Genomic DNA, 25,894 nt, shown 5'->3' with positions numbered 1-25,894 from the left:
GGAAGACCGCCGCCCGATCATCGAACGCCATCTCCCGCCACCCCGGCGCCGCCGCCTTCGCCGCCGCCACCGCCGCACGCGCGTCCTCATGCGTGGCGTCGGGAAGCCGCCCCAGCACGTGGAACCGGTTGTGGGGCACCACGAGCGGAATGGAGGGGCCCGCTCCGAACCGGAGTTCACCGCCGATGGTCTGCGCGAGCTCCGCACCACCCACACCGAGCCGCCCGATCTCCGCCGCGAGCTCGGCCCGCTCGGCGCTGCCCGGCGCGTAGGTGAGGACAGGCTCGTTCACCGGGACGGGAACGTTGGTCACGGCGTCCATGGGACACACCTCCGAAGACCTCGCGGAGGACGGTACTGGTACGGACCCCCTACCCGCCGATCCCACCGCTCATCCGGCACGGGACGACCGTGTCGAGGAGGGCTACCCGATCCCCACAGCTGCGCCGCCGCGAAGTCACGGGAAGCCGTCCGGCGGCTCCGGGCGGCTGGGCTCAGCGGGCGGGAGGCGGCCCGCTACCTGGAGATCTCACCGCAGCGGGTCTCGCAGCTCCTGCGGGGGTGACCCCTCACTCCGCGAGGTGGCGGAGCTCCTGGGTGGCGTACCAGAGCAGCTCGTGCTCGTCCGCGCGGGCCGGGTCGTCCTCGGCCGCCGCCGCGGCGACGTCCTCGGCGGCGGCCTCCTCGTCCACGTGCGCCGAGGCGACCCGCTTCAGCGGGACGGGCGCGGTCACGGTCACCGCGCCCGGGTCGTCGGGATCCTGCGCGGACTCCACGGCCGCCTCGGGGACCTCGGCGGCGACCACCACGCGGCGGCGCCGGGCGGCCGGGTCGGCGGCCAGCAACCGCAGCGAGGCGTCGGCCGCCGCGCGCATCGCCTCGTACTCCAGCTCCTCCTCGTCGCCGTCGGCGAACCGGGCACGCAGCGCGGGGGTGACCCCGTAGGCGGGGAGCGGCGCCGGCGCGAACGCGCCCTCGTCGAGGGCCGCGGCCAGGGCCGGCAGGGTGCTGGGCAGGTAGATGCGCATCGGTGGTCTCGGCATTCGGGCGTCGGGGTCGGTTTCTCCCGCCGAGTCTGCCAAAGGTCGGCGGGTCCGCGCGCGGTCGGCCGCCCGTGCCGCCGGTCAGGACGGCATGGGGTCCAGTGAGATCCCGCAGCTCTCCTCCAGCCGGATGCGGGTCTCCTCGGGGTCGCGGTGCAGGATGCCGGTCATGCCGAGCTCGACGGCGGCGGCCACGTTGGGCTCGATGTCGTCGATGAACACGCACTCCTCAGCCGGCAGCCCGAGGAGGTCGAGGGCGTGCCGGAAGATCTCCGGTTCGGGCTTGCGCATGCCGACCTCGCCGGAGATCACGACGGCGTCGAAGGTGTCGGCGAACCTGTCGCGGGGGTAGCCGTTGCCCCAGGAGTTGGACAGCAGGCCGGTGCGCACACCCTGGCGCCGCGCCTGGCGCAGGGCGGCGTACATCTCCTCGACGGGAAGGAATCCGGCGAACATCCGCTCCAGGAGCCCTTCGTGGGGGACCGCTCCGCCGTCGACCAGGCGGAGCTCGGCTGCGAGCCGGCGCTCGAAGTCGCTGGGCTCGACCTCACCGCGTTCGAGGGCGTGGATGGGGTTGGCCAGGGCCGCACCCGGGCCGTAGGCGCCGTTGACCCAGGTGTGCATCACCGTGCGGTACCGCTCGTGGTCGATGCGGTCGGCTTCCAGCCAGGCGTCGATGGTCTCCAGCAACGGCGAGGTCAGGACGCCGCCCCAGTCGGTGATGACGCCTCGACACGGCATTGACGGCACAGACACGGAATCGCCTCCATCCGCTCCGGGGGACCCTTCGCGGGAGGCCCCGCACCCCGACGGCGCCCGGACCACCGTGGGCCCGAGAGCCTTCCCCGTCGGCGGGAGATCGAATCCTCACAGTTCGCCCCCGGTCGGCGGACGACTCCGCGACACGCCCGCGCTCGTATGGTCTGCGACGGCTGCGGCGACCTCGCGTGGCGATCTGGCATTCCAGGTCGGCCGCACGCGAGAAGCCTCCGCCCATCGCGACCTGGGTGTTCAGCCAGCAGCGAACAGTGGGAGTACGCGGAATTCGGTATCCCGGCGTACTGGCTGATCAGTCGTCCTTCGCTGGACAAGCCCGCGATCCTCGAACACCGGTTGCGGGACGGCGGCTACGAGGAGGTCCGGCAGGTCTCCGGACCGGACCTGTTCACTACCGACCTCCCGTTCCCGGTCCAGTTGGTTCCCGACTGGCTCATCGCCTCCGGCCCGTGGCGTGCGCATCGGCGGGCCAGGCGGTGGACTGCCCGGGTCCGGGTGAGCGTCCCTACGGTCTCCCCGGCCCGTGCCCGTCCCGCGTCCGGCTCAGTACCCCAGCCCGTCCCCGAACGACAGGTCCGTCCCCGGGATGTCCACCGGCAGCTGGCCCGAGGGGTTCACCTCGCCCGCGAGGACCCGGGCGGCGGCCGTTCGCGAGGCGTCCACGGACGAATAGGTCGCCAGGTAGCCGTCCAGGCCCGGCAGGGCCGCGATGTCGTACGGGGTGCCCTGGGCGACGACCACGACCGGGGCGTCGCCGGCCTGGGCACCGGTCACCAGCGCCCGCTGCTCGGCGTCGCCGCGCGCGCCGTTGGTCCCCACGACGACCACGTCGGCGGCATCCGCCGAGTCGGTGGTCCGGTACCCGAGATCCCGCAGCGCGGCACCGATCTCCTCGGCCCCGGAACCGGTCACCCGGACCGCCGCGCCCTCGCGGAGCGGCAGGACGCCGCCCTCGTTGCGGAGCAGCGTCACCGAGGCGTCGGCGACCCGCTGGGCCGCCGCCACGTGGCCGGCGGCGCCGACCACGTCCGCGGCGCGGTCCGGATCGGCCGGTGCGGCGTCGAAGAGGCCGCGCCGGAGCTTGAGTTCGAGCACGCGCCGCACCGACTCGTCCAGCCGCTCCTCGGTGATCCGGCCCTCCCGCACGGCCGCCAGCACCGCGTCGAAGGCGGTCCGGGGCTCCGGCGGCATGAGCAGCTGGTCAGCGCCCGCGAGAACGGCGCGCACCGCGATCTCACCGTCGTCGTGGGTCTGCCGGACGCCCTCCATGTTGAGGGCGTCGGTGGTGACCACGCCGTCGTAGCCGAGTTCGTCGCGCAGGATGCCGGTGATCACGTTCTCCGAGAGCGTGGAGGGCTCACCGGAGTCGTCGAGTTCGGGCATGAAGACGTGCGCCGTCATGATCATGTCGACGCCGGCGTCCACCGCGGCCCGGAACGGCGGCAGGTCGACGCGCTCCCACTCCTCGCGGGACTTGGTGATGGTGGGCAGGCCGGTGTGGCTGTCGACGGCGGTGTCGCCGTGGCCGGGGAAGTGCTTGACGACCGGCACGACCCCGCCCTCGGCGAACGCGGCGGCCTCGGCGCCGGCCATCTGCCCGACCAGTTCGGGGTCGGAGCCGAAGGAGCGGATGCCGATCACGGGGTTGTCGGGGTTGACGTTGACGTCGGCGTCCGGCGCGTAGTCGAGGTTGATGCCGAGCGCGGCGAGTTCGGCGGCCGTGGTGCTGGCGAGGGTGGCGGCGGCCTCGGGGTCGCGCGTGGCGCCCACGGCCATCGCGTCGGGGAACCGCGCACCCACGGGGAGCCGGGAGACGAGCCCCTGCTCCTGGTCCACGCCGAGGAAGAGCGGGATGCCGGAGTCGGCCGCGGCGTGCTCCTGCAGCCCGTTGGACAGGGACACGATCTGCTCGACGCCGGTGAGGTTCTCCGGGAAGTAGATGAAGCCGCCGGGGTGGTACTCGCTGACCAGGTCGGTGTTCTCCTCCGCGGTGGTCCCCGCCGCGGTGAGGACGAGGAGCTGGCCGACCTTCTCCTCCACGCTCATGTCGGCGAGCAGGACGGCGGCGCCCTCCGCGGGATCGGAGGTCTCCGGCCGCGGCGTACGCGGTCCGGCCTGGTCGCCGCCGGCTCCCCCGCAGGCGGTGGACAGCAGCAGCAGACCGGCGCCCAGTGGGGCCAGGAAACGGAGAAGGGACATGCGCACGAGGATCTTCCGGGTGGAGGTGTGGTGGCGGAACGGACGGCTCACGTTCCGCCACCACCCTAACGGCCCGCGCGCGGCGGGGGCGCGTGCCGCGGCCCGCCCCCGCCGCGCCCCGTCACAGCCCGAGGTCGGCCAGGCCGGGCAGCGCGTCCCGGGCGGCGCGGCGCGCGTCGTCCGCGGTGCGGGCGGCGCGGACCGCGGTGGCCGCCGCCTGGCACTGCTCCAGGGTGTGCGCGGCGAGGGCCGCGCGCACCATCGGCAGCGCCGCGGCGCCCATCGACAGCGTGCTCACGCCGAGTCCCACGAGCACACAGGCCAGCGCCGGGTCGGCGGCGGCCTCGCCGCACACCCCGCAGGGGCGGCCGGCGCCCTCGGCAGCGGCGGCGGTGAGGGCCACCAGCTCCACCACGCCCGGCTGCCAGGGGTCCTGGAACCTGCTGAGCGTGCCGATCTCGCGGTCCGCGGCGCAGGCGTACTGCGTGAGGTCGTTCGTCCCGATGCTGAAGAAGGCCGCCGACTCCGCCAGGTGGGCGGCGCGCAGGGCCGCCGCGGGCACCTCCACCATGATCCCGGCCTGCTCGATGCCCGCCCGCGCGGCGGTGGCGGCGAACCACTCGGTGTCCTCGACGTCGGTCACCATGGGCGCCATGACCTGGAGGTCGGCCTCGGTGTCCCGGTGCGCCTCGGCCAGAGCGGCGAGCTGGGCGTCCAGCATGTCCGGGAACAGGCGCATCATGCGCAGCCCGCGCTCGCCGAGGGCCGGGTTGGGCTCCTCCGCCGGGGCGGGCAGGAACGCGAGCGGCTTGTCAGCGCCCGCGTCCAGGGTGCGCACGACGACCTTGGCGCCCGGGAACGCCTCCAGCACGGCGCGGTAGGCGGCCACCTGCTCCTCGTGGGTGGGAGCGTCGGCGCGGTCCAGGAAGAGGAACTCGGTGCGGTACAGCCCGACCCCCTCCGCGCCGTTCTCCAGGGCGGCCGGCAGGTCCTTGGGGCCGCCGACGTTGGCGAGCAGCGGCACATGGTGGCCGTCGGCGGTCCGGCCCGGACCGCGGCTGCGTCTCGCCGCGCTGGCGCGGGCGGCGGCGCGGGCCTCGGCCCGCTCGACCACGTCGGGCTCGGGAGCGACCACCACCTCGCCGGTCGCGCCGTCGACCAGCACCTGCGCGCCGTCGGCGATCTTCTCGGAGCCCTCGCAGGCGACCACGGCGGGCAGACCGAGGGCACGCGCCAGGATCGCGGTGTGGCTGGTGGGGCCGCCCTCGCGGGTGACGAAGGCCAGCACCCGCTCGGGGTCGAGCAGCGCGGTGTCCGCCGGCGCGAGGTCCTGGGCCAGCAGCACGAAGGGGTCCCCGGACTCGGGGATGCCGGGCAGCGGGACGCCGAGGAGGCGGGCGACGATGCGGTCCCGCACGTCGTCGAGGTCGGCGACTCGGGCGGCCAGGTAGGCACCGGCGTTGGCGAGCATGTCGCGGTACTGGGTGAAGGCGTCGAACACCGCCCGGGCCGCCGCGGTGCCCTCGGCGATGCGGCGCTCCACGTCGCCGGCCAGTGCGGGGTCGCGGGCCATCAGCGCCTGGGCGGTGAGCACGTCCTTGGCCTCACCGCCGGCGCGCTCGCCGCGCTCGGTGAGGTCGACGGCGGTCTCCTCGACCGCCGCCATCGCCCGCCGGGTCTCGGCCGCGACGTCGCCGTCGTGCCGGGAGCCGGCGGGCGGCTCCGGCACAGATCGGGTCAGCCGCAACGTCCGCCCGTAGCCGACGCCGGCGCTCACCCCGACACCGGTCAGCGTCTCCGACAAGTGGTCCTCCTTCGCTTCGCCGGACCGAGCGGCCCGGTGGTCTGGTCGTTCGGTCAGGCCCCGTCGACGATCGCCGCGAGGGCGTCGAGCACCGACTCGGCCTGCTCTCCGTCCGCCGCGACGACGATCTCGTCGCCCTGGCGGACGCCCAGCCCCATAACGGCCAGGATGCTTTTGGCGGACACCGGCGCGCCGTCCCCCTTGGCGACGGTCACGTCGCCGGCGTGCGCGCTCGCCTCGCGCACGAACAGCGCGGCGGGCCGGGCGTGCAGCCCGACTTCGGTCCGGACGGTCAGGCGGCGCTCGGGCACGGTGCTCCTCGGCGGCGGGTCGGGGCGGTGGGTCCGGCGGTCGGCATCAGGGCAGCACGTCCGGCCAGTCGACCTCGGTCAGGTGCTCGACCACGCGGTGGGCGCGGCTCAGCGTGGCCGGGGGATGGGTGGTGGTGATGCCGATGACGCGCATGCCGGCGCGGCGACCGGCCTCGATGCCGGCGGGGGTGTCCTCGAACACCACGATGTGCTCCGGGTCGTGGCCGAGCAGTTCGGCACCGCGCAGGTACCCCTGGGGGTCGGGCTTGCCCTCGGTGACGTCGCCGGCGGTGACGAGCGGGCCGAACAGCTCGCGCACGCCGAGCTCGGTGAGCGCCGTCTCGGCCCAGGCGAGCCCGGCCGAGGTGACCAGCCCGAAGGGGACCTCCGCGGCGTGCAGCCGCTGCAGGAACTTCACCGACTCCGGCAGGTGCTCGACCGGCGGGAGGCCGGGGTCGGCACCGTAGACGCGCAGTTCCGCGATGATGACGTCCAGCGTGATGTCCGGGATGAGGTCGGGGTACTCGGCGAAGACGTCCTGGCCGCGGCGGCCCATGAAGCGGTGCAGCAGCTCGTCGTCGTAGGGCACGTTGTGCGCGTCGAGCAGCCTGGCCCAGGTGGCGAGGCTGCGCGGTTCGCTGTTGATGAGCGTCCCGTCGAGGTCGAAGAGGGCGGCCCGCGGCGCCGCGGACCCGTCCGTGCCGGTCAGGTCGGTCATCTGGCGTCGTCTCCTTGTCAGGCCCAGCGGAACAGCGGCGTGCCGCGCTCGACCGCGCCGCTGACGGCGCGGGAGATCACGTCGCCCTCGGCGTCCAGCGCGACCACCGGGACGATGGAGGACAGCCCGCGCGCGGCGACGTCGGCGGGATCCCATCGGATGAGCGGCTGCCCGGCGGCCACCTCCGCCTGCTCGTCCACGAGGCGTTCGAAGCCGGCGCCCGCGAGCTTCACGGTGTCGATACCGAGGTGGACGAGCACGCCCCGCCCGCCCTCGCCGACCACCACGAACGCGTGCGCGTGCAGCTTGACCAGCCGGCCGTCGACGGGCGACACCGCGTCCTGCGGCCCCGGATGGGGGCGGACGGCGGTGCCGGGACCGACCATGGCCTGGGCGAAGACGGGATCGGGCACCTCGGCGAGTCCCACCGCCGTGCCGGCTACGGGGGAGAGAACGGAGAGCACGGACCTGCTCCTTTCGCTGGCGGGAACCGGGGGGAGGCGGCGCGGGCCGGCGGCGGGCACCGCGGCGGTGCGGGGCGGCGCGCCGACCGCGCGGGGCGCCGGTGGTTCCGGGGCCGGGTCAGTCAGTCGAGCAGATCGGCGATGTCGTCGCTGAGCGCGTCGGCCTCGGGGCCCACCACGACCTGCACCACCGTCCCGGAGACGAGCACCCCGTGCGCCCCGGCCGCCTTGAGCGCGGCCTGGTCGACGCGGCTGGGGTCGACGACCTCGGTACGCAGCCGGGTGATGCACGGCTCGATCTCCGTGATGTTGGCCGCGCCGCCCAGCCCCGCCACGATCGCGGCCGCTTTGTCTGCCATCTACTACCTCCAGGTCGGGGCCGGGGCGGGCCTGTCCGCCCGCCTCCGCGCGATGCCGATCACAGCTGAGCTTAATCTGGATCACTCCGCCGGCCGCGCCGCCTCCCCCCGTTTGGGGGCGGGCGGCGCGGCCGGACAGCGGAGGGGTCAGGACGTCTGGGTGACCTTACCGAGCCCCCGCGGCCGGTCGGGGTCGTGGCCGAGGCCGCGGGCGAGGCGTTCGGTGAGCTGCTGGGCCGGCACGATCAGGCCGAGCGGGGCGAGCCATTCCGGCAGGTCGGGGCCGGGAACCGCGAGGTCGCAGGCGCCGGCCAGCGCCGCACCGCCGCCGATCCCGTAGACGGGGGCGCCCGCCGCGGCCACGCGTTCGGCGAGCGCGACCGTGCCGGAGAGCGTGGGCCCGGAGTCGGCGGCGACCAGCAGCGCGGGCGTGGCGGCGTCGACGACCGCGATGGGGCCGTGCAGCAGGTCGGCGTAGGACAGCCCCATGGCGTGCAGGTAGCACGCCTCCTTGAGCTTGAGCGCCGCCTCGAGGGCGGTGGAGAACGCCAGCCCGCGGCCGGAGACGACCGCGCCGTGCACCCCGACCAGGCGCTCCACGATGGCGTCCAGCCGGTCCTCCGGCCGGGCCAGCAGCCGCTCGATGGCCGCGGGGACCTCGCGCAGCTCGCCGGCGTCCAGTGGGGCGCCGAGCGCGAGCGCCAGCACGGCGAGGGCCGCGAGCTGGGTGGTGTAGGTCTTGGTGGCGGGGACCGCCACCTCGTCGCCGGCCCGGGTCACCAGGGCGAGGTCGGCGAGCCGGGCCACCGGGGAGTCCGCCTCGTTGGTGATGCCGATCGTGCGGGCGCCGCACTCGGCCGCCCACCGCATGGTCGCGACGATCTCCTCGGTGCGGCCGGACTGCGAGAGGGCGACCGCCAGCACCCCGGAGAGGTCGAGCCGCGCTCCGTAGGACGTGGCGACGGACGGGGAGGCCAGCGTGGCCAGCCGGGCCGCGTGCGCCTGCACCAGGTAGCCGCCGTAGACCGCGGCGTTGTCAGAGGACCCGCGCGCGATGAACAGCACCTGGCGGGTGGTCCGCGCCAGCGCCGCGATCTCGGCCGACCGCGGCAGCAGTTCCTCCAGGGTGGCGTGGATCGCCGCCGGCTGCTCGGCGATCTCCTGGCTCATCACGCTCGGTCTGCTGGTCATTCCGGCCCCTTCCGGTCGCTGGTAGCGTCGGCGGCCGACTCCGCCGCGTGCCGGCACGGTGGCCCTCCCGGACGCCGGATGGTCCGGCCGGCCGGGGCATTGACACGGGGGGAGCCGGCGTGGTCTAGTCCGGCCTATACCAGTGGCACCCTATCCGACACGTCCGAAATCGAACAGGCGCCCTCCATGACGATCGATCCCGCCAGCCCCATCCCCAAGTACTCCCAGCTGCGGGAGATCCTCCTCGACTGGATCGAGGAGTCCGGGCTCGCGGTCGACGACGCCATCCCCTCCGAGCGGGAGCTCGGCGCCCGATACGGACTGTCCCGGATGACCGTCCGGCAGACGATCGACCACCTGGTGGCGGAGGGCAAGCTGTACCGCGTCCCGGGGAAGGGCACCTTCGTCGCCCGGCCGAAGATCGAGATGTCGCTGCGGCTGGCCTCGTTCACGGAGGACATGCGCGCGCGTGGCTTCGAGCCCGGGTCGCGCGACCTCGCCCGCCGGATCGACCCGGCGAGCGGCCACCTGGCCCGCCTGCTCGCCATCCGGCCGGGAGCGCCGGTCCACCACATCGAGCGGCTGCGCACCGCCGACGGCGAACCCATGGCCGTCGAGCGCTCCAACATCCCCCTCGCGGTCGCTCCGGGTCTGGCCGACCAGCGCCTGGCCGGCCGGTCGCTGTACCGGCTGCTGGAGGAGGAGTACGGCGTGCTGCTCGACTCGGGCGAGCAGACGATCGAGGCCGGGGTGTGCGATCCGGCCGACGCCCGGCTGCTCGGCCTGCCGGCCGGCAGCGCCGTCCTGCTGCTGCAGCGGCGCAGCTTCGCGGCCGGGGTGTGCGTCGAGGTCGCCATCTCCACCTACCGCGCCGACCGCTACCAACTGCGCTCCACCCTGGACCCGCTCTACCGCGGAACCGGCTGACGGCCCCCGCTCACCATCCCGCCGTCCACGCCTCCGGCGCCGCCGATTCCGCGGTCCCGCCCCGAACACCCACCAGCCACCGCCAGGTGGCACATCCTCGGGAGGACTCACGGTGAATCCCTCAACGGCCGTCGAGAACGGCCCATCCCCCGCACGCTCCACCTCGCTGCTGGCGGTGCTGCAACGCGTCGGCCGCAGCCTCATGATGCCGATCGCCGTGCTGCCGGCGGCGGCGATCCTGCTGCGGCTCGGCCAGCCGGACCTGCTGGGCGCGGACGGCGCGGCCGGCTGGCCCGGGATGTCGTGGCTGGTTCCGGTCTCCGACGTCGTCGGGCAGGCCGGCAACGCGCTCTTCGAGAACATGCCGCTGCTGTTCGCGATCGGCGTCGCCATCGGGTTCGCGCGGCGCGCCGACGGCTCGACCGCCCTGGCCGCGCTGGTCGGCTACCTCGTCTTCGACCGCGTGACGAAGGCGATCTTCTTCGACCTGGGCGGCGGGATCGGCGCGCGGGTGACGCTCGAAACGGTCGACGGCCCGGTGGTGAACTGGGGCGCCAAGAACCCCACGGACGTGCTGGGCGGCATCCTCATGGGCCTGGTGGCGGCGCTGCTCTGGCAGCGCTACTACCGGACGAAGCTGCCCACCTGGCTGGGCTTCTTCGGCGGCCGGCGGTTCGTGCCGATCATCACGGCGCTGGCTGGGCTGCTGCTCGGGGTGGTCCTCGGCTTCGTGTGGCCGACGGTCGGTTCGTGGATCGACGGCCTGGGCACCTGGATCATCGGCTCCGGCGCGGTCGGCGCGGGCGTCTACGGCATGGTGAACCGGCTGCTGCTGCCGTTCGGCCTGCACCACATCGTCAACTCGGCGATCTGGTTCGTGTTCGGGTCCTACGAGGGACCCAACGGTGTGGTGCACGGGGAGATCAACCGCTACCTGGCCGGTGACCCGACCGCCGGCGGCTTCCTGTCCGGGTTCTTCCCGGTGCTGATGTTCGGCCTGCCGGCCGCCGCCCTCGCCATGTGGCGGGCGGCGCGCCCGGGCCAGCGGACGGTGGTGGGGGGCATCATGATCTCCGGTGCGCTCACGGCGTTCGTCACCGGTATCACCGAGCCCATCGAGTACGCGTTCATCTTCATCGCCCCGGTGCTGTTCGCGGTGCACGTGGTGCTGACCGGTATCTCCATGGCGGTGCTGAACGCCCTCGACGCGCACCTGGGCTTCGGGTTCTCGGCCGGACTGATCGACCTGCTGCTCAACTCGACCAAGGAGAACACCACCGGCCTGTGGCTGGTCCTCCTGCTGGGCGTCGTGTACTTCGCCGTGTACTACGCGGTCTTCTACCTGCTGATCACCCGGCTGAACCTCCCGACCCCGGGCCGCGAGCCCGAGGAGGCGGCCCCGGCCGAGGCGGGCTCCGGCGCTGCCGGCGCTGCCGGAGCGGCGGGCCCGGCCGACGGCGCCGCCGGCCCCGATCCGGAGGGCGGCGCCACCCGGACCTGACCGCCGGTCCGCGCCGGCCGGCACCTGCCGGGCCGACGCGGACCGGGCGGCCCCGGACACGGACCGAGGGGCCCCGCGCGTGCGGGGCCCCTCGGTGTGCGGGTGACTAGCGGTTCGCCGGGTCCCCGTGGCACTTCTTGAACTTCTTGCCCGAGCCGCACGGGCAGGGCGCGTTGCGCGGCACGTCGCCGTACTCGTCGTCGGCGGACTCGCTGTGCCGCTCCACCGTGCCGTCCTCGGCGGGCGCCGAGTACTGCAGGTGGCTGGGCCGCCCGGCGCCGAACCCGGGCACGACGACGTCGGGCCGGCGCTCCGGCGCCTCGACGGGCCCGGCCGGCACGGCCTCCTCCTCGTCCGCCGCGGCCGCGGCCGCCTCGGGCTCGGCGGCGCCCTCCTCGGCCGCCGCGGGCTGCACCGGCACCGCCGCGGCGGTGGCCGCGGCACTGGACGCCGTCAGCGCCCCGGCCTCGGCCTGCGGACGCGAGCGGACCTGCACCTCGACGTTGAAGAGGAAGCCGACCGACTCCTCCTTGATGCCCTCCAGCATCTCCTGGAACATGTCGTAGCCCTCGCGCTGGTACTCGATCAGCGGGTTGCGCTGCGCCATGGCCCGCAGGCCGATGCCCTCCTGGAGGTAGTCCATCTCGTACAGGTGCTCACGCCACTTGCGGTCCATGACCTGGAGGATGACGCGGCGCTCGACCTCGCGCATCGTGTCGGCGCCGAGCTCCTCCTCACGGCGCTCGTAGGCCTCCTGGGCGTCCTCGCTCACCCGCTGGATGATGATGTCGGGGGTGAGCGTGCCCAGCTCGCCGCCGTGCTCCTCGATGAGGTCGTCGGAGGTGAAGCTGACCGGGTAGACCTGCTTGAACGCCTTCCACAGGCGGTCGAGGTCCCAGTCCTCCGGGTCGCCCTCGGCGGTGGCCACGCGGACGTAGCCCTGGAGCACGTCGTCGATCATCGACTGGACCTGCTCCTTGAGGTCCGCGCCCTCCAGGACCTTGCGGCGCTCGGCGTAGACGACCTTGCGCTGCCGGTTCAGGACCTCGTCGTACTTGAGGACGTTCTTGCGGATCTCGAAGTTCTGCTGCTCGACCTGCCCCTGGGCCGACTGGATCGCCTTGCTCACCACGCCCGACTCGATGGGCTGGTCGTCCGGGATGTTCAGCCGGTCCATGATGATCTCGACCCGCGCGCTGTTGAACAGCCGCATCAGGTCGTCCTGCAGCGACAGGTAGAACCGGGACCGGCCGGGGTCGCCCTGGCGGCCGGAGCGTCCGCGGAGCTGGTTGTCGATGCGCCGCGACTCGTGGCGCTCGGTGCCGAGCACGTAGAGTCCGCCGGCCTCGACGACCTGCTCGTGCTCGCTCTCGACCTCCTTGCGGGCCTTCTCCAGCGCCTCGGGCCAGGCCTCCTCGTACTCCTCCGGGGTCTCCAGCGGGGAGAGCCCGCGCGCCTGCAGCTCCTCGTCGGCGATGAAGTCCGGGTTGCCGCCGAGCATGATGTCGGTACCGCGGCCCGCCATGTTGGTGGCCACGGTCACGGCCTTGAGCTTGCCGGCGCGGGCGACGATGGCGGCCTCGCGCGCGTGGTTCTTCGCGTTCAGCACCTCGTGGGCCACGCCCCGCCGCTTCAGCAGCTTGGACAGCAGCTCCGACTTCTCGACGCTGGTCGTGCCGACGAGCACCGGCTGGCCGTTCTCGTAGCACTCGGCGATGTCGTCGACGACCGCCGCGAACTTCGACTCCTCCGACTTGTACACCACGTCCCGCTCGTCGGAGCGGACCATCGGCTTGTTCGTCGGGATCGGCACGACGCCGATGTTGTACGTCTGGTTGAACTCGGCCGCCTCGGTGGAGGCGGTACCGGTCATGCCGGCCAGCTTCTCGTACAGCCGGAAGTAGTTCTGCAGGGTGACCTTGGCGAGTGTCTGGTTCTCGTCCTTGATCCGCACCTTCTCCTTGGCCTCGATGGCCTGGTGCATGCCCTCGTTGTACCGGCGGCCGCGCAGCACGCGCCCGGTGAACTCGTCGACGATGAGGACCTCACCGTCCTTGACGATGTACTCCTTGTCGCGCCGGTACAGCTCCTTGGCCTTCAGCGAGTTGTTCAGGAAGCTGATCAGGGGGGTGTTGACCGACTCGTAGAGGTTCTCGATGCCGAGCCAGTCCTCGACCTTCTCCACACCCGACTCGGTGATGCCGACGGTGCGCTTCTTCTCGTCGACCTCGTAGTCGACGTCGCGCCGCAGCCGCGGGGCGATCTTGGCGAACTCGGCGTACCAGCGGGAGTTCTGCTCGGCCGGGCCGCTGATGATCAGCGGGGTCCGCGCCTCGTCGATGAGGATGGAGTCCACCTCGTCCACGATGGCGAAGTAGTGCTCGCGCTGGACGCAGTCCTCGATCGACAGCGCCATGTTGTCGCGCAGGTAGTCGAAGCCGAACTCGTTATTGGTGCCGTAGGTGATGTCGGCGGCGTAGGCCTTGCGGCGGTCGGCCTGGCTCATCTCCGGCACGATGACGCCGACCTCGAGGCCGAGGAACTGGTAGATGCGCCCCATGCTCTCGGCGTCGCGGCGGGCGAGGTAGTCGTTGACCGTGACGACGTGCACGCCGCGGCCGGCCAGCGCGTTGAGGTAGACGGCGAGCGTCGAGGTGAGGGTCTTGCCCTCACCGGTCTTCATCTCGGCGATGTTGCCGAGGTGCAGCGCCGCCCCGCCCATGAGCTGGACATCGAAGTGCCGCTGGCCCAACGTGCGCTTGGCCGCCTCCCGCACCGTGGCGAACGCCTCGGGGAGCAGATCGTCCAGCGACTCGCCGTCCTTGTGGCGCTGCCGGAACTCCTCGGTGAGCTCCCGCAGCTCGGTGTCGCTCAGATCGACGAAATCATCCTCGATCGAGTTGATCTGGTCCTTCAGCTTCTTCAGTTTGCGCAGGATCTTGCCTTCGCCCGCGCGAAGGACCTTGTCGAGTATGCCTGGCACTTCCTATCCGCTCCTCGCAGATCGTTGCCCGCGTCCGGAGGCGGGACGGTCCGGTTACCCCCAGCGTTCCATCGTAGGCGAGCCTATTGCCTCAGAGGGCCCACATGTATGTCGCGCCGCGGCCGGGTCGGGATCCGCCTGCGTTTAGTGGCTTCGGTGCGGGTTATCCCTCGTGAAGAGACGAATGGCGATTCCGTCGGCCCAGGAGGACGGCGACCATGGCCTACAGCAGACACGGAACGCGCTACATCCGCGGCTACGTGACGGAGGGGGGCATGTGGGCGCCGACCAACAGCCACCGCGGCCGTCCCGGGTCCTGGGTGGCGGTGGTGCTGATCGTCGTCGGGTTCGTCCTGGCCGCCCTCTCGCTCGTGCTCGGCCCCAACTGGTGGCTGCTCGGCGCGGGCGTGGCCGCGATGGCGCTCGGCGGCCTGGTCTGCCTCGCGGCCGACATCTTCACCGACGTGGTGCTGGACGACCCGCGCTACGAGGACGAGGAGCCGCACTCGACCCCCCTGCACAGGATCAAGCGGCGGGACCGCGAGCTGTGGGGCGGGCCCTGAGACCCGGCGGCCGGCCCGGTCAGTCGACGTCGAGGATCTTCTCCCGGACCGCGTAGACCACGGCCTCCATCCGCGAGTGCAGCTGGAGCTTCTCCAGGATGTTGCGGACGTGGTTCTTCACGGTGTTCTCGGAGATGTACAGCTTCTGACCGATGTCCCGGTTGTTCAGGCCGCGCGCCACCAGCCGGAGCACCTCCAGCTCGCGGTCGGTGAGCCGCGGCGCCGGGACCTGCTGGGAGCGCCCCTTGTCCTTCCGGGCGAGAGCGGCGCTGCTCGCCGTCGCCGGCCTCGCCCACGACGTCGATGTCGGCCTCCTCCGCGAGGACGGAGACCAGCCCGCGCCGGAAGAACGCGTGATCGTCCACGACGAGGACCCTGATGGGCTCGCGACGGGTGGGGGGCGTCCCGCTCACGACTCGTGTCCCTTCCTCCCACGCGGCGCCGGCGACGCGGGGGATCGCGCATGTCCGGCGAGTCATCGACCAGCCGCAACACGCGCAGCAGGCGTCTTTTCCACTGATGTTCGGGTGGAATTCGCCGAGAACTTGGAGGGTGCCGCACCGCATCGCGCGGCCCGCGACCGCCGGCGGAACGCGGACGGTCGCGGGCCGGACGCCCGGATCAGCTGGGTGTCACTTTATTCCATCAGGCGCAGAACCCCGTAGTTGAAGCCCTTGCGGCGGTAGACGACGCTGGGGGCGTCGCGCTCCTCGTCCCGGAACAGGTAGAAATCGTGCCCGACGAGTTCCATTTCCATCAGCGCCTGGTCAATGGTCATGGGTTTGGCGTAGTGGAATTTCTCGCGGACGATTACCGGGACCTCGCCCTGGGTGTCGAGCTCGATCAACTCCTCGTCCGGCGCGGCGTCGGCGGCCCGGGCCGGCCGGCGCGGAGCGGGCGCCGGTGCGCGCGCGGGTTCGGGCGCGGGCTCGGTCGGCACCGCGGTGGGGACCGGCTGCGGGGCCGCGCCGGCCAGTTCGGCGGTCGCGGCCGCGACCGAGACGGGGGCGCGGTTGCTGCCTTTGTGCACCTTGCGGCGGTCCGCGAGCTTGCGCAGCCGGGCCTCGACCCGGGTCATGGCGAGGTCCAGTGCGGTGTAGCGGTCGTCGGCGGACGCCTCGCCCCGGATCACGGGGCCGCTGGAGTGGATCGTGAGTTCAACCCGCTCGCGCTGGTCGGCGAGTTTCGGGTTGCGTTCCTTGGACACCTCCACATCGACGCTCATGCCCTTGTGCTCCCATTTCGCGAGCTTGGTCAGCTTGGTCGCGACGTGCTGTCGGAACTTCTCGCTGACTGCGGTGCGTCGACCCTTGACGATGATGTCCACTTGACCCCCTTCGTCGCCTGGCTGCCGCGCTGCGGCGGCACGCCGGCTCCGTGTTGTGACGTTGCCCTCGCGGCCCGTGCGGAGGGCGTAGGTGGCCGTCCTCCTCTCCGCCGTCACCGATGGCGACAGCCAGTGCCAGGGTGTGTCCGAACGCCTTCGGTGCCCGGAGGGTTCGGCGGCCACTGCCTGGGAGCCGTAGGTATACCCACGGGACTCCGGTACTCACGTACGGCTTTGATCACGCGGCCCGCGTTTCTCAGCGCGGACCCGGCGCTCGGCGGCCGGCCGGTCCGGCCGCCGATCTGCTCACCGGCCCTGGACCGGGCGCGCCGCGCGCGGCTCGGGGAATGCCCGGGGCCGCTGCCCCGGGCATGTGAAGAGAGGCATGTCACCCGTCCGGCCGACCTGGTCTTCGTCCCCACATCCGCCTGCTGAGGAGTTCGCGGCGCTTGAGCGCCACTACTGCCCTTCTCCCGGTTCCGGAGGACATCGGGACCTCCGGCGAGGCAGGACTTACCTCTAAGCCGCACCGTGATCGGTCGACGAAAAGTCGCCTTACGTGGGCCGTTTCGCCTGCGGCTGGCATCGGCTTGCCGAACGGACGCCGCCCTGCGGACGGCGTCGTGCCCGACGCAACCACGGACCCGGACGGGTGCCATGTCTGGAACGCTAGCCCGAGATTCACCAGATGTCAGGTGGCAATTTCGACGGACCCGGCCGATGGGGCATCGCACGGCACCCGCAAACCACGCCAAACGCCGCAAACCGGGCACCAGGTAAAGGCTTCTTGACGCTCCCCGGCTCCGCGCGGGCCGGGAGCACCTCCCGCCCGTCCGCGCGCTCACCCGCGCTCCGCGAGCAGCACCGCTCCCCGCGGCCGGACCCCGCTCCCGCGCAGCGCGCGGGCCGCCTCGGCCAGGGTCGCGCCCGTGGTGAGGACGTCGTCGACGATGACCACCCGCCGCCCGGCCAGCAGCGCAGCGGCGCCGGGACGCACCGCGAGGGCGCCGGCCAGGTTGGCCCGGCGCGACGCGGCGCCGAGGCGGGACTGGTCGGCCACCGGGCGGACGTGGCGCAGGGCCGGCACCACCGGCGGCGGCGAGCCGCGCCCGGCGAGCTCCGCGGCCATCACCGACACGAGGAGCCGCAGCGGATCCCCGCCGCGCCGGCGCAGCGCGGTGGGGCTTGCCGGAACCGGCACGAAAACGGTGCCCGGCACGGCGTGGCCGCCCGCGGCGGCCACCCGGGCCAGCCGTCGGCCCAGCGGGCCCGCGAGCGCCCGCCGGCCGTGCTCCTTGTAGGCGATGAGCACCGCGCGGTCGCGCCCCGCGTGCGGTCCGCCGGCCCACGCCGGCGGGCAGCCGGGACGCGGCCGGCAGGGCCGCGGCCGCCGGTCCAGCAGGTCGGCGCACGCGGCGCACACCGGGCCGCCCGGACGGTGGCAGGCCGCGCACCGCTCGCCCATGGCCAGGTCCACCAGCTCGGCCAGCCCGGTGGCGGCGGCGAGGCGGCGCCAGGCGGCAAGTCCGGCGGCCGCCCCCCGGCGGACGGGGAGGGCGCGGCGGCGGACGGCGGGCGCGGAAGGGAGTCGTCGCATGACCCCAGGCTCTGCGGTGTGCCCGGGGCCGCGCCACCGGAAATCTCCCGGCTGTGGACGGCCGGGCGCGGCCGAACGGGGGTGCCGCCGGAGCGGCGGGCGCCCCGGCGGGCCTCAGCCCGGGTAGACCGGGTTCGTACCGTCCGTCACCCGCTGCCACATGAGCCGGTCGTTGGTCAGCCAGACGTTGTCGTTCTCGACACCGGACAGCAGCGGCGCGCCCGGGGCCGCGGCGACGGTCCGCATGTCGGCCCCCGGAGCGGCCCCGGCGCTGGTGGACTCGGTACTGCCGTCCAGCGGCACCAGGTAGGCCTGGAGCGCGCCGCGCTCCTTCTGGCCGAGCACCGCGAGCTGGTCGGCGCCCCGCCACGAGATGTCGGCCACCTGGTCGAGGTCCATCGCCAGCGGGATGAACTCCTGCACCGCCACCCCGCCGTCACCGTAGACGACGCGCCCCACCCAGACCCGGGAGTCCTCGCCTTCGCGGGTGAGCACCGCGACCCGGGTGCCGTCGCGCGACGCGCGCAGCTGCAGGACCTCCCGCCCGGCGAGCTCCGGTGCGGCGACCTCCACGGGGTCGGCGCCGTCCGGCGCCAGCCACACGCGGGTGCCGGGCCGGGGATCCGCACTCGGCTCCGGGTCCGCGGCGGCGTTGCCGCGCTCGGTGTCGTCCTCGGCCGAGCCGGCGGGGTCGGGATCCGGCTCTTCCTCGCGCTCCGCGGAGGTGTCCTCCACCACCCACAGGTTGCCGTACCCGTCCCAGGACACCGCGCTGTAGTCGCCGTCGTGCAGCACGGTGCGGTAGTCGCCGCCCTCGGCCAGCTCGGCGACCCGGACGGCACTGCCGCCGGCCGCGACACCGGCGACCCGGTCCTCGGCCAGCGACACCGCGTAGACCTCCAGCGGGGTGTCGCCCCGCCCGGCGGCGCCCTCGGCGCGGGCCTCCTGCTGGTCGCCGTCCAGGGACCACAGCTGGCCGTCCCGGATGAAGTAGCCGCGGACGTCCTCGGAAACACCGGAGGGGTTCACCGAGTCCCACGCGCCGCTGCCGGTCTGCACGTTCTCGTCCTCGGCGCCGGGGATCTCGACGTCCTCACCGTTGACCCGCAGCGCGAGCTCCTGCACCTCGGGCAGCTGCCGGAGCGTCCACACGAGCTGCGCGCCCATGCCGAACGCGAGGTCCTCCACCGCCCCGGCGTCGGTGGTCAGCTCCACCGTGACCCTGCCGGAGTCGAACGCCGCGGCGACCGACGTCCCCTCGGGGAACGACGAGCGCACCGCGGGCCGCAGCCACCCGGTGGGACCGTTCACGAGCATCTTCACCAGCTGGGTGGGCAGCTGGCTCGTGTTGGCCGGCAGGAAGACCGGGTCGGGCACCAGCGTGCTGAGGTCCCGGTTGAAGAAGTACAGGTTCAGGGGGCGGAACACCCGGTCGACGTCGCGGCGGCTGAGCACGAGCTCGCTCGGCAGGTCGGAGATGCGCCACTCGCCGTCGACCCGGGTCAGCTCGAAGGTCACGTCGACGACCTCCCGGCTGTCCGCCGGCACGTACTGCCCGCTGGGCTCGATGGTGGCGACCCGCGGGGTGCGCATGCGCACCGTGGCGTGCTCGCCGGTGTCGTCGGTGGTGACGTCCAGGCCGACCGAGTCGAGCTCGCCGTAGACGAGGACGGTGCCGTCCGGCGACCAGGCGGACTGCTCCGCGGAGGTCATGTACAGCCGGGCTGCCCGGTGGTTCTCCTCGAAGCTGCCCATGTCCTTGAGGAAGCCGCGGATCAGGCCGATCTCGCCCACGCCGGGCTGCGGGCCGGCCGGCAGCAGCCGGACGTAGGTGCCGTCCTGCTCGGCGGCGTTGTCGCCGCCCGCGTTCTGCACCACGGGGCCGCCCGTGGGCACGGTCGCGCAGGCCGACAGCGCCGCGAGCAGGCACGTCGTCGAGGCCGCTGCGCCCAGGGCCGTCAGCCGGCGGGCGCGGGTCGCGGTGGTCATGCGTCCTCCCCGAGCGCGGCGGACCAGCCGGGGGCCCGCTCGACGGTGGCGGCGGCCGGGTAGGCGGGGCGGACCCGGCCGATGGCCATCTCCGGCGGCGCCAGTGGCAGCGGAGAGCCGCGCAGTTCGGCGCCGGCCTTGCGCGGCAGCGAGAGCCGGAACTGCGCGCCCTTGGCCGGCATGCCCCATGCCTGCAGCCAGCCGCCGTGCAGCAGGGCGTCCTCGCGGGCGATGGACAGCCCCAGCCCCGTCCCGCCGGTGGTGCGGGCCCGGGCGGGGTCGGCCCGCCAGAAGCGGTCGAAGCACAGGTGCTCCTCCCCCTCCTTCAGCCCGACCCCGAAGTCGCGCACGGCGACCGCCACGGCGTCGCGGTCGCCGGCCGCGGTGACGATGACGTCCTTGCCCTCGCTGTGCTCGATCGCGTTGACGACGAGGTTGCGCAGGATGCGGTTGATGCGCCGCACGTCGAACTCGGCGACGCACGGCTCCGCCGGGAGCCGCAGGACCACCTTGATCCCGCGCCGCTCGGCGATCTGCTCGGCATCGCCCACCGCCCGCATGACGGCGTCGCGGATGTCCACCGACTCCACGGCGAGGGTGGCCGCCCCGGCGTCGTGCCGGCTGATCTCCAGGAGGTCGGCGAGCAGTTCCTCGAACCGCTCCAGCTGGCTCTGCAGCAGCTCCACCGAGCGGCGCATCGTGGGGTCGAGGTCGTCGCGGTCGTCGTACAGCAGGTCGCCGGCCATCCGGATGGTGGTCAGCGGGGTGCGCAGCTCGTGGGACACGTCGGAGACGAACTGGCGCTGCACCTTGGACAGCTCCTCCAGCTCGTGGATCTTCTCCTGCAGGCTGCCGGCCATGTCGTTGAACGACACCGCGAGCCGGGCGAGGTCGTCCTCCCCCCGCACCCGCATGCGTTCCGACAGGTCGCCCGAGGACAGCCGTTCGGCGGAGCTGGCGGCCTGGCGCACCGGGATCACCACCTGCCGGGTGACCACGTAGGCGATGGCCGCCAGCAGGATGATCAGCGCCGAGGCGACCAGGAACAGCGTCTGCTGGACGAGGTCGAGCATCTCCTGCTCGTGGTCGAGCGGGAACAGGTAGTACAGCTCGAAGGCGCTGGAGAGCTGGGCGCCGACCGCCAGCCCCGGCTCGCGGCTGTGCCCGCGGACGATCTCGGTGTAGCGGTAGTACTGGCGCTCCAGGTCCGTGGAGTTCTGCACCTGCTCACGGAGCTGCACGGGCACGCTGGCCTCGGAGACGTCCCCGCTGGCCCGGCCGGTGAGGCCGCCCACCGTGGGCAGGATGACCACCTCGTACAGGCCGGTGGCGCCGCTGCGCGCCCCCAGGTCGTCGGTGATCTGGTCCAGCTGCCGGTCCCGGTCGGACTGGTCGCTGTCCTGCATGACGTTGAGCGCGTAGGTGAGGCCGGCGTGGTGGTCGCTGAGCGCCGCGCTCTCCTTCGCGTCCAGCAGGCCCGTGCGGACCTGCTGCATGAGGAAGAACCCGAGCACCGCGGTGACCAGCGCCGAGATCACCAGGGTGCTGGTCACCACGCGCAGCTGCAGCGACCTGCGCCAGCGCGTGTGCACGCCGCGGACCAGGGCCCGGGCGGCGCGCTGCGCGACGAGGTAGCCGCGCAGCAGCAGGCCGCCGACCCACTGCCAGCGCGTCAGCGCGGCGACCTCGCCCTCTGGCGGGTGCGCCGCTTGCGCGCCGGCGGTTCCGTTCATCTACGCCGTCTCCGGCCCGGTCAGGCCGTGCCGGCCTTGTAGCCGACGCCGCGGACGGTGACGACCACCTCCGGGTGCTCCGGGTCCTTCTCGATCTTGGCGCGCAGCCGCTGGACGTGCACGTTCACCAGCCGGGTGTCGGCCGCGTGGCGGTAGCCCCACACCTGTTCGAGGAGCACCTCGCGGGTGAAGACCTGGCGCGGTTTGCGGGCGAGCGCCACCAGGAGGTCGAACTCCAGCGGGGTGAGGCTGATGGGCTGGCCGTCGCGGCGCACGGAGTGCCCGGCGACGTCGATCGTGATGTCCCCGATCTGGAGGACCTCGGGGGCCGGCTCCTCCGTGCGGCGCAGGCGCACCCGCACCCGGGCCACCAGCTCCTTGGGCTTGAACGGCTTGACGACGTAGTCGTCGGCGCCGGACTCCAGGCCGAGCACCACGTCGACCGTGTCAGTCTTGGCGGTGAGCATGACGATCGGCACCCCTGATTCGGCCCGGATCTGCCGGCAGACGTCGATGCCGTCCGCGCCCGGAAGCATGAGGTCGAGCAGCACCAGGTCGGGCTTGGTCTCCCGGAATGCCTCCAGCGCCTTGTCCCCGTCGTGGACGAACGAGGGTTCGAAGCCCTCTCCTCGGAGGACGATGCCCAACATCTCGGCGAGAGCGAGGTCGTCGTCGACGACCAGTACGCGTCCCTTCATCGATTAACCGGCGCTCGTGGCGCCCCGCGGGGGGGCGGCGACGCGAACGCCTTCTCCTTTCCGGACACTCATGCGGCACATCTTCGAACCCTGCGGCCGGGGTCCCCTCACCGAAGCGACCATCCGCCACCTAACCTTGCCATCATTCACACCGCACCGCGGCTGGTTGACCTGATGGTCGCGGGCACGGTGGTGACTCCGCGTAGACCCCGTGGGACGTCACCCGCCCCGATCCCCCGAACACCTTGCCGCCTGACCCATCGCCGCGTCCAGAGCGGGAGCCCCGGCCCGGCCGCGGGCGACACGGTGGCCAGATAACGAAAGCATACAAAAAGAGTGAACAGTATTGGCTGGGCGATAAGCGACAAATAAGCGCTACGGCGGGGTTCGTCCAGCAGTAGGTTGAAGTCACATAACGTGGGTAACGCCACGCCCGGGACGCCCCGCCAGACGGGGTCAGCAGCGGAATCGGAGGGATCGATGACCCAGGAGGACGGCCCGCTCTGGCGAGCCCCTGGGAGCCGACCGCATCCACCGGCGGACCAGCGGCCCGCTGACCAGCCGGACGATCCGCGCGCGGCCCCCCACCCCGGCCCCACCGGGGAGCGGCCCGGGTCCTGGGCCGCACCTGGCGGCTCGGGCACGCAGCCTCCGTACGGGCCTCCCGGCGGCCCGCCCGCGCACGGCGGCTGGGGACCCCCCGGCGGCGGCCCACCGGACCACGGCGGCTGGGGGCCTCCCGGCGGCTACGGCGCTCCGCACGCCGGCCCGCCGCTCCCACCGCGTCCCGGCGCCGTCCCGCTGCGGCCGCTCACGGTCGGCGACATCTTCAACGGCGCCTTCAGCTACATCCGCGCCAACCCCAGGGCGACGCTCGGCCTGTCCCTCGTGGTCATGGCCATCGCCGCCATCCCGTCCGCGCTCGGCTACGGATCGCTGACCAGCGACCTCACCGCGCTCCAGGAGCAGGTCAGCGGCCAGACCACTGTCGCGCCCGAAGAGCTCTTCCCCTTCTCGACCACCACGTCGGTCAGCCTGGCGCTCAGCGGGCTGGTCAGCTTCGCCGCCACCACCATCCTCAGCGGGCTGCTGGCCGCGGTGGTCGGCTTCGCCGTGCTCGGCCGGCGCGTGACCCTCGGCGAGGCGGTCCGGACGGTGCGCGGCCGGATCGGGGCCGTCCTCGGGCTCGGGCTCATCACCGTGGCGCTGTCCACGCTGTGGACCCTGCTCTTCTTCGCCGTACTGGTCGGCGGGCTGCTACTCACCGCCGTCGAACCGGTGTCGGGCGTGATATCGATCCTCCTCGGCCTGGTGCTGGTGGCGGTCCTCGGCGTCTGGGTCTACGTCAAGCTGGCCATGGCCATGCCCGCCGTGGTCCTGGAGCGGGTCGGGCCGTTCCGCGCCATGGGGCGCTCCTGGCGGCTGGTGCGGCGCAGCTGGTGGCGGCTGTTCGGCATCCTGCTGCTCGCCCAGCTCATCGCCAGCGTGGTCGCCCAGCTGCTGGTCGTCCCGTTCTCGCTGGTGAGCGCGGTCACCCTGGTGGTGGCCGAGACCGCGGCCTGGGTCCCGGTCGTCAACGCCGCCGCCGTCTACGTGGGAACGGTGCTGTCGAGCGCCGTCACCAGTCCCTTCATCGCCGGGGCCACCACCCTGCTCTACATCGACCTGCGCATGCGCCGCGAGGCGTTCGACCTCCAGCTGCGCGGCGCCGCGGCGGCCGGGGAGGCCGTCGGCATCGACGTCTACCGCACCGACGGACCGCCGGTCGCGCCGCCGCCCGGGACCACCGCTTGACCGGCGCGCCGGCCCCGCTTCCGGCGTCCGGCGCCGAGATCGGGCGTGAGGAGGCCGCCCGGCTCGCCCGGGAGGAACTGGCCGACCCGGTCTACGGGCAGGCCGAACCGAGCCTCGTCGAGCGGATCTACACGTGGGTCGTCGACCGGCTGACCGAACTGGTCGACAGCCTCGGCGGCGCACTGCCCGGGGGCTGGTGGGTCCTCGGACCGCTGATCGCCGCCGTCGTGCTGCTCGTCGCCGGACTCCTGGTGTACCTGCGTCCGGCCCGGCGCTCCCGGCGGCGCGGCGCGGTGGTCGACTCCGGCGCTCCGCTCTCGGCCGCCGACCACCGCGCGCTCGCCGAGCGGCACGCCGCGGCGGGCGCCTACGCGGAGGCCATCGGTGAGCGGCTGCGCGCTGTCTCCCGAGAGCTGGAGGACCGGGCCGTCATCGTGCCCCGGGCCGGCCGCACCGCCACGGAGCTCGCCGCCGAGGCCACCGCCGCGCTGCCCGAGCACCGCGCCGCCCTGGCCGAGGCGGCGCGGGTCTTCAACGACGTCCGCTACGGTGAACACCCGGCCACCGCCGACGGCTACGCGGTGCTGCGCGACCTGGACGACCGGCTGCGAGCGGGCACTCCCCGCCTCCGTGCGGAGCGGACCCCATGAGCGTGACGACCCCCTCGACCGACGCCGCGTCCCCGGCGCCCGGCGCCGCCCCCGCCGCCGCGTCCGGTGTGCTGACCGCGTCCCCGGGCGACCTCTGGCGCCGGACCCGCGGCCCGCTGGCGTTCCTCGCTCTGCTGATCGTGGTCGCCGTGGTGCTCTCGCTGGGCAGCCGCCCGCTGCCCGCCGGAGACCTCGACCCCGAGGCGCCGAGCCCCGACGGCTCGCGCGCCCTGGTCCAGCTGCTGGGCGAGCGGGGCGCGGACGTCACCGTGGCGCGCGACACCGACGCCGCGCTGGCCGCCGCCGGACCGGACTCCGTGCTGGTCCTCGTGCAGTCGCACCGGCTGCTGCCCGAGGAGGTGGACCGGCTGGCCGCCGCGCCGGGCGACCGGCTGCTCGTGCAGCCGACCAGCGAGGTGCTCGCGGCGCTCGCCCCCGGCGTGTCGGTGTCCGGCCGCGTCGACGCGGGGACGCTGCGGCCCGAGTGCCGGCTGCCGGCGGCGGTCGCCGCCGGCGGTGCCGACACCGGCGGCGAGGTCTACACCGCTGCCGGCCCCGGTGCCGCCGCCTGCTACCCGGCCGATTCCGGCCATGCCCTGGTGCGGGTGCCCGGCGAGTCCGGCGGCACGGTGACGGTGCTCGGCACCGGGGAACCGCTGCGCAACTCCCGGATCGGCCGGCTCGGCAACGCCGCGCTCGGCCTGAACCTGCTCGCCGGCCGCGACGTGGTGTGGTTCGACCCCGACGTCCGCGAGCCGTCCGGCGAGGCATCGCTGTGGGAGCTGCTGCCGCGCGCGGTCTACCTGGGTGCCGGGCAGCTCGGGGTGGCGGTGCTGCTGCTGGCCCTCTGGCGCGGGCGCCGGCTCGGCCCGCTGGTCGCCGAGCGGATCCCCAGCGTCGTGCGGGCCGCCGAGACCACCGAGGGGCGCGCCGGACTGTACGCGGAGCGCCGGGCCCGGGACCGGGCCGCCGCGGCGCTGCGCGACGGGTTCCTCGGCCGCAACCGCCCGCTGCTGGGGCTCGGCCCGGACGCCGCCCCCGAGGCGGTCGTCGAGGCGGTCGCCGCGCGCACCGGCGCGGATCCGCGGCGGCTGGGCGCCCTGCTGTACGGCCCGCTGCCGCCCGGCGGGGCCGACCCCTACGACTCCGACGACGCGGGGCTGGTGCGGCTCGCCGACGAGCTCGACCGGCTGGAGGGCGAGCTGCGGTGAGCCGACCGCGCCGCCGGCCGGAACGGCCCCCAACGACCACGCCCGCCGGATCCGG

At 73.7% G+C, this 25,894-nt stretch carries 22 protein-coding genes and 1 pseudogene; 6 read left to right on the top strand and 17 right to left on the bottom strand.

All coding sequences use genetic code 11. The features are described from left to right. The 10 genes from DEF28_RS05405 to DEF28_RS05360 all read right to left on the bottom strand — a co-directional run. On the bottom strand, window positions 1-322 hold a 322-nt coding region (locus DEF28_RS05405; RefSeq protein ID WP_114398256.1), incomplete at its 3' end, for an aldehyde dehydrogenase family protein. A gap of 247 nt (window positions 323-569) precedes the next feature. After that, window positions 570-1,028: a DUF6912 family protein gene (locus tag DEF28_RS05400; RefSeq protein WP_114398255.1), complete on the bottom strand. Its 459-nt coding sequence runs from the start codon at window positions 1,026-1,028 to the stop codon at window positions 570-572. A 96-nt stretch (window positions 1,029-1,124) separates the two neighbouring features. Beyond that, complete coding sequence (locus DEF28_RS05395; protein WP_114398254.1) at window positions 1,125-1,784, bottom strand: HAD family hydrolase; 660 nt, start codon at window positions 1,782-1,784, stop codon at window positions 1,125-1,127. 579 nt (window positions 1,785-2,363) lie between these two features. Continuing rightward, the gene (locus DEF28_RS05390) at window positions 2,364-4,019 is read right to left on the bottom strand and encodes a glycoside hydrolase family 3 protein (protein WP_114398262.1); all 1,656 of its coding nucleotides are present in this window, start codon (window positions 4,017-4,019) and stop codon (window positions 2,364-2,366) included. A 121-nt stretch (window positions 4,020-4,140) separates the two neighbouring features. Beyond that, complete coding sequence (gene ptsP, locus DEF28_RS05385) at window positions 4,141-5,823, bottom strand: phosphoenolpyruvate--protein phosphotransferase (protein WP_114398253.1); 1,683 nt, start codon at window positions 5,821-5,823, stop codon at window positions 4,141-4,143. A gap of 53 nt (window positions 5,824-5,876) precedes the next feature. Further along, a complete protein-coding gene (locus DEF28_RS05380; protein WP_114398252.1) occupies window positions 5,877-6,134 on the bottom strand; it encodes an HPr family phosphocarrier protein in 258 nt (85 codons plus the stop codon). 46 nt (window positions 6,135-6,180) lie between these two features. Next, window positions 6,181-6,852, bottom strand: a complete 672-nt coding sequence (locus tag DEF28_RS05375) for an HAD family hydrolase (protein WP_114398251.1) — start codon at window positions 6,850-6,852, stop codon at window positions 6,181-6,183. Between the two features lie 17 nt (window positions 6,853-6,869). Then, on the bottom strand, window positions 6,870-7,316 hold the full coding sequence (locus tag DEF28_RS05370) for a PTS sugar transporter subunit IIA (protein WP_114398250.1): 447 nt from the start codon (window positions 7,314-7,316) through the stop codon (window positions 6,870-6,872). Between the two features lie 122 nt (window positions 7,317-7,438). Further along, window positions 7,439-7,675: a glucose PTS transporter subunit EIIB gene (locus DEF28_RS05365; protein WP_114398249.1), complete on the bottom strand. Its 237-nt coding sequence runs from the start codon at window positions 7,673-7,675 to the stop codon at window positions 7,439-7,441. Window positions 7,676-7,822: 147 nt separating this feature from the next. Continuing rightward, a complete protein-coding gene (locus tag DEF28_RS05360; protein WP_114398248.1) occupies window positions 7,823-8,866 on the bottom strand; it encodes an SIS domain-containing protein in 1,044 nt (347 codons plus the stop codon). A gap of 186 nt (window positions 8,867-9,052) precedes the next feature. On the opposite strand from DEF28_RS05360, the gene DEF28_RS05355 reads away from it, so the two are divergent. Together DEF28_RS05355 and DEF28_RS05350 are read left to right on the top strand one after the other, a co-directional pair. Continuing rightward, window positions 9,053-9,793 carry a GntR family transcriptional regulator gene (locus tag DEF28_RS05355; protein ID WP_114398247.1) on the top strand — a complete coding sequence of 247 codons (741 nt, stop codon included), beginning with the start codon at window positions 9,053-9,055 and terminating at the stop codon, window positions 9,791-9,793. A 112-nt stretch (window positions 9,794-9,905) separates the two neighbouring features. Beyond that, window positions 9,906-11,294, top strand: a complete 1,389-nt coding sequence (locus DEF28_RS05350) for a PTS transporter subunit EIIC (RefSeq protein ID WP_233515112.1) — start codon at window positions 9,906-9,908, stop codon at window positions 11,292-11,294. A gap of 106 nt (window positions 11,295-11,400) precedes the next feature. Here the strand turns inward: DEF28_RS05350 and secA are convergent, their stop codons facing one another. Further along, the gene (gene secA, locus DEF28_RS05345) at window positions 11,401-14,277 is read right to left on the bottom strand and encodes a preprotein translocase subunit SecA (protein WP_114398246.1); all 2,877 of its coding nucleotides are present in this window, start codon (window positions 14,275-14,277) and stop codon (window positions 11,401-11,403) included. A gap of 218 nt (window positions 14,278-14,495) precedes the next feature. Here secA and DEF28_RS05340 point away from each other — a divergent pair, with 218 nt between their 5' ends. Further along, window positions 14,496-14,840, top strand: coding sequence for a hypothetical protein (locus DEF28_RS05340; RefSeq protein ID WP_114398245.1), 345 nt, complete (start codon window positions 14,496-14,498; stop codon window positions 14,838-14,840). A gap of 19 nt (window positions 14,841-14,859) precedes the next feature. Here DEF28_RS05340 and DEF28_RS28945 read toward each other — a convergent pair. From DEF28_RS28945 to mtrA, 6 genes and pseudogenes are all read right to left on the bottom strand, one after another. Then, window positions 14,860-15,253, bottom strand: a pseudogene (locus DEF28_RS28945) (response regulator transcription factor). A 224-nt stretch (window positions 15,254-15,477) separates the two neighbouring features. Further along, window positions 15,478-16,167, bottom strand: coding sequence for a ribosome hibernation-promoting factor, HPF/YfiA family (gene hpf, locus DEF28_RS05330; protein WP_114398244.1), 690 nt, complete (start codon window positions 16,165-16,167; stop codon window positions 15,478-15,480). A gap of 841 nt (window positions 16,168-17,008) precedes the next feature. After that, window positions 17,009-17,764: a ComF family protein gene (locus DEF28_RS05325; protein WP_114398243.1), complete on the bottom strand. Its 756-nt coding sequence runs from the start codon at window positions 17,762-17,764 to the stop codon at window positions 17,009-17,011. A gap of 114 nt (window positions 17,765-17,878) precedes the next feature. Then, a complete protein-coding gene (locus DEF28_RS05320; protein ID WP_114398242.1) occupies window positions 17,879-19,753 on the bottom strand; it encodes an LpqB family beta-propeller domain-containing protein in 1,875 nt (624 codons plus the stop codon). Further along, window positions 19,750-21,486, bottom strand: coding sequence for an MtrAB system histidine kinase MtrB (gene mtrB, locus DEF28_RS05315; protein ID WP_114398241.1), 1,737 nt, complete (start codon window positions 21,484-21,486; stop codon window positions 19,750-19,752). Before mtrB ends, DEF28_RS05320 begins: the two co-directional genes overlap by 4 nt. Window positions 21,487-21,506: 20 nt before the next feature. Then, window positions 21,507-22,184, bottom strand: a complete 678-nt coding sequence (gene mtrA / locus DEF28_RS05310) for an MtrAB system response regulator MtrA (protein ID WP_114398240.1) — start codon at window positions 22,182-22,184, stop codon at window positions 21,507-21,509. 480 nt (window positions 22,185-22,664) lie between these two features. Here mtrA and DEF28_RS05305 point away from each other — a divergent pair, with 480 nt between their 5' ends. The 3 genes from DEF28_RS05305 to DEF28_RS05295 are packed head-to-tail and all read left to right on the top strand — an operon-like array spanning window position 22,665 to window position 25,839. Then, the gene (locus tag DEF28_RS05305; protein WP_233515111.1) at window positions 22,665-23,978 is read left to right on the top strand and encodes a glycerophosphoryl diester phosphodiesterase membrane domain-containing protein; all 1,314 of its coding nucleotides are present in this window, start codon (window positions 22,665-22,667) and stop codon (window positions 23,976-23,978) included. Then, the gene (locus DEF28_RS05300; RefSeq protein ID WP_233515110.1) at window positions 23,975-24,628 is read left to right on the top strand and encodes a DUF4129 domain-containing protein; all 654 of its coding nucleotides are present in this window, start codon (window positions 23,975-23,977) and stop codon (window positions 24,626-24,628) included. Before DEF28_RS05305 ends, DEF28_RS05300 begins: the two co-directional genes overlap by 4 nt. Beyond that, on the top strand, window positions 24,625-25,839 hold the full coding sequence (locus DEF28_RS05295) for a DUF4350 domain-containing protein (RefSeq protein WP_114398239.1): 1,215 nt from the start codon (window positions 24,625-24,627) through the stop codon (window positions 25,837-25,839). Before DEF28_RS05300 ends, DEF28_RS05295 begins: the two co-directional genes overlap by 4 nt. Window positions 25,840-25,894 lie beyond the last annotated feature (55 nt).

Origin of the sequence: Marinitenerispora sediminis (genome assembly GCF_003336425.1) — a bacterium.
In the GTDB taxonomy this organism is placed as follows: Bacteria; Actinomycetota; Actinomycetes; order Streptosporangiales; family Streptosporangiaceae; genus Marinitenerispora; species Marinitenerispora sediminis.
Note: the sequence above shows the minus strand (reverse complement) of the source record. Positions and strands in the feature narration are given on the sequence as shown.

Excerpts from the sequence above, each read along its gene's own strand:
- DEF28_RS05400 (WP_114398255.1), bottom strand. The coding sequence starts at position 1,028 with ATGCGCATCTACCTGCCCAGCACCCTGCCGGCCCTGGCCGCGGCCCTC.
- DEF28_RS05395 (WP_114398254.1), bottom strand. The coding sequence starts at position 1,784 with ATGCCGTGTCGAGGCGTCATCACCGACTGGGGCGGCGTCCTGACCTCG.
- DEF28_RS05390 (WP_114398262.1), bottom strand. The coding sequence starts at position 4,019 with ATGTCCCTTCTCCGTTTCCTGGCCCCACTGGGCGCCGGTCTGCTGCTG.
- DEF28_RS05375 (WP_114398251.1), bottom strand. The coding sequence starts at position 6,852 with ATGACCGACCTGACCGGCACGGACGGGTCCGCGGCGCCGCGGGCCGCC.
- DEF28_RS05365 (WP_114398249.1), bottom strand. The coding sequence starts at position 7,675 with ATGGCAGACAAAGCGGCCGCGATCGTGGCGGGGCTGGGCGGCGCGGCC.
- DEF28_RS05360 (WP_114398248.1), bottom strand. The coding sequence starts at position 8,866 with ATGACCAGCAGACCGAGCGTGATGAGCCAGGAGATCGCCGAGCAGCCG.
- DEF28_RS05355 (WP_114398247.1), top strand. The coding sequence starts at position 9,053 with ATGACGATCGATCCCGCCAGCCCCATCCCCAAGTACTCCCAGCTGCGG.
- DEF28_RS05340 (WP_114398245.1), top strand. The coding sequence starts at position 14,496 with ATGGCCTACAGCAGACACGGAACGCGCTACATCCGCGGCTACGTGACG.
- DEF28_RS05325 (WP_114398243.1), bottom strand. The coding sequence starts at position 17,764 with ATGCGACGACTCCCTTCCGCGCCCGCCGTCCGCCGCCGCGCCCTCCCC.
- DEF28_RS05320 (WP_114398242.1), bottom strand. The coding sequence starts at position 19,753 with ATGACCACCGCGACCCGCGCCCGCCGGCTGACGGCCCTGGGCGCAGCG.
- mtrB (WP_114398241.1), bottom strand. The coding sequence starts at position 21,486 with ATGAACGGAACCGCCGGCGCGCAAGCGGCGCACCCGCCAGAGGGCGAG.
- mtrA (WP_114398240.1), bottom strand. The coding sequence starts at position 22,184 with ATGAAGGGACGCGTACTGGTCGTCGACGACGACCTCGCTCTCGCCGAG.
- DEF28_RS05305 (WP_233515111.1), top strand. The coding sequence starts at position 22,665 with ATGACCCAGGAGGACGGCCCGCTCTGGCGAGCCCCTGGGAGCCGACCG.
- DEF28_RS05295 (WP_114398239.1), top strand. The coding sequence starts at position 24,625 with ATGAGCGTGACGACCCCCTCGACCGACGCCGCGTCCCCGGCGCCCGGC.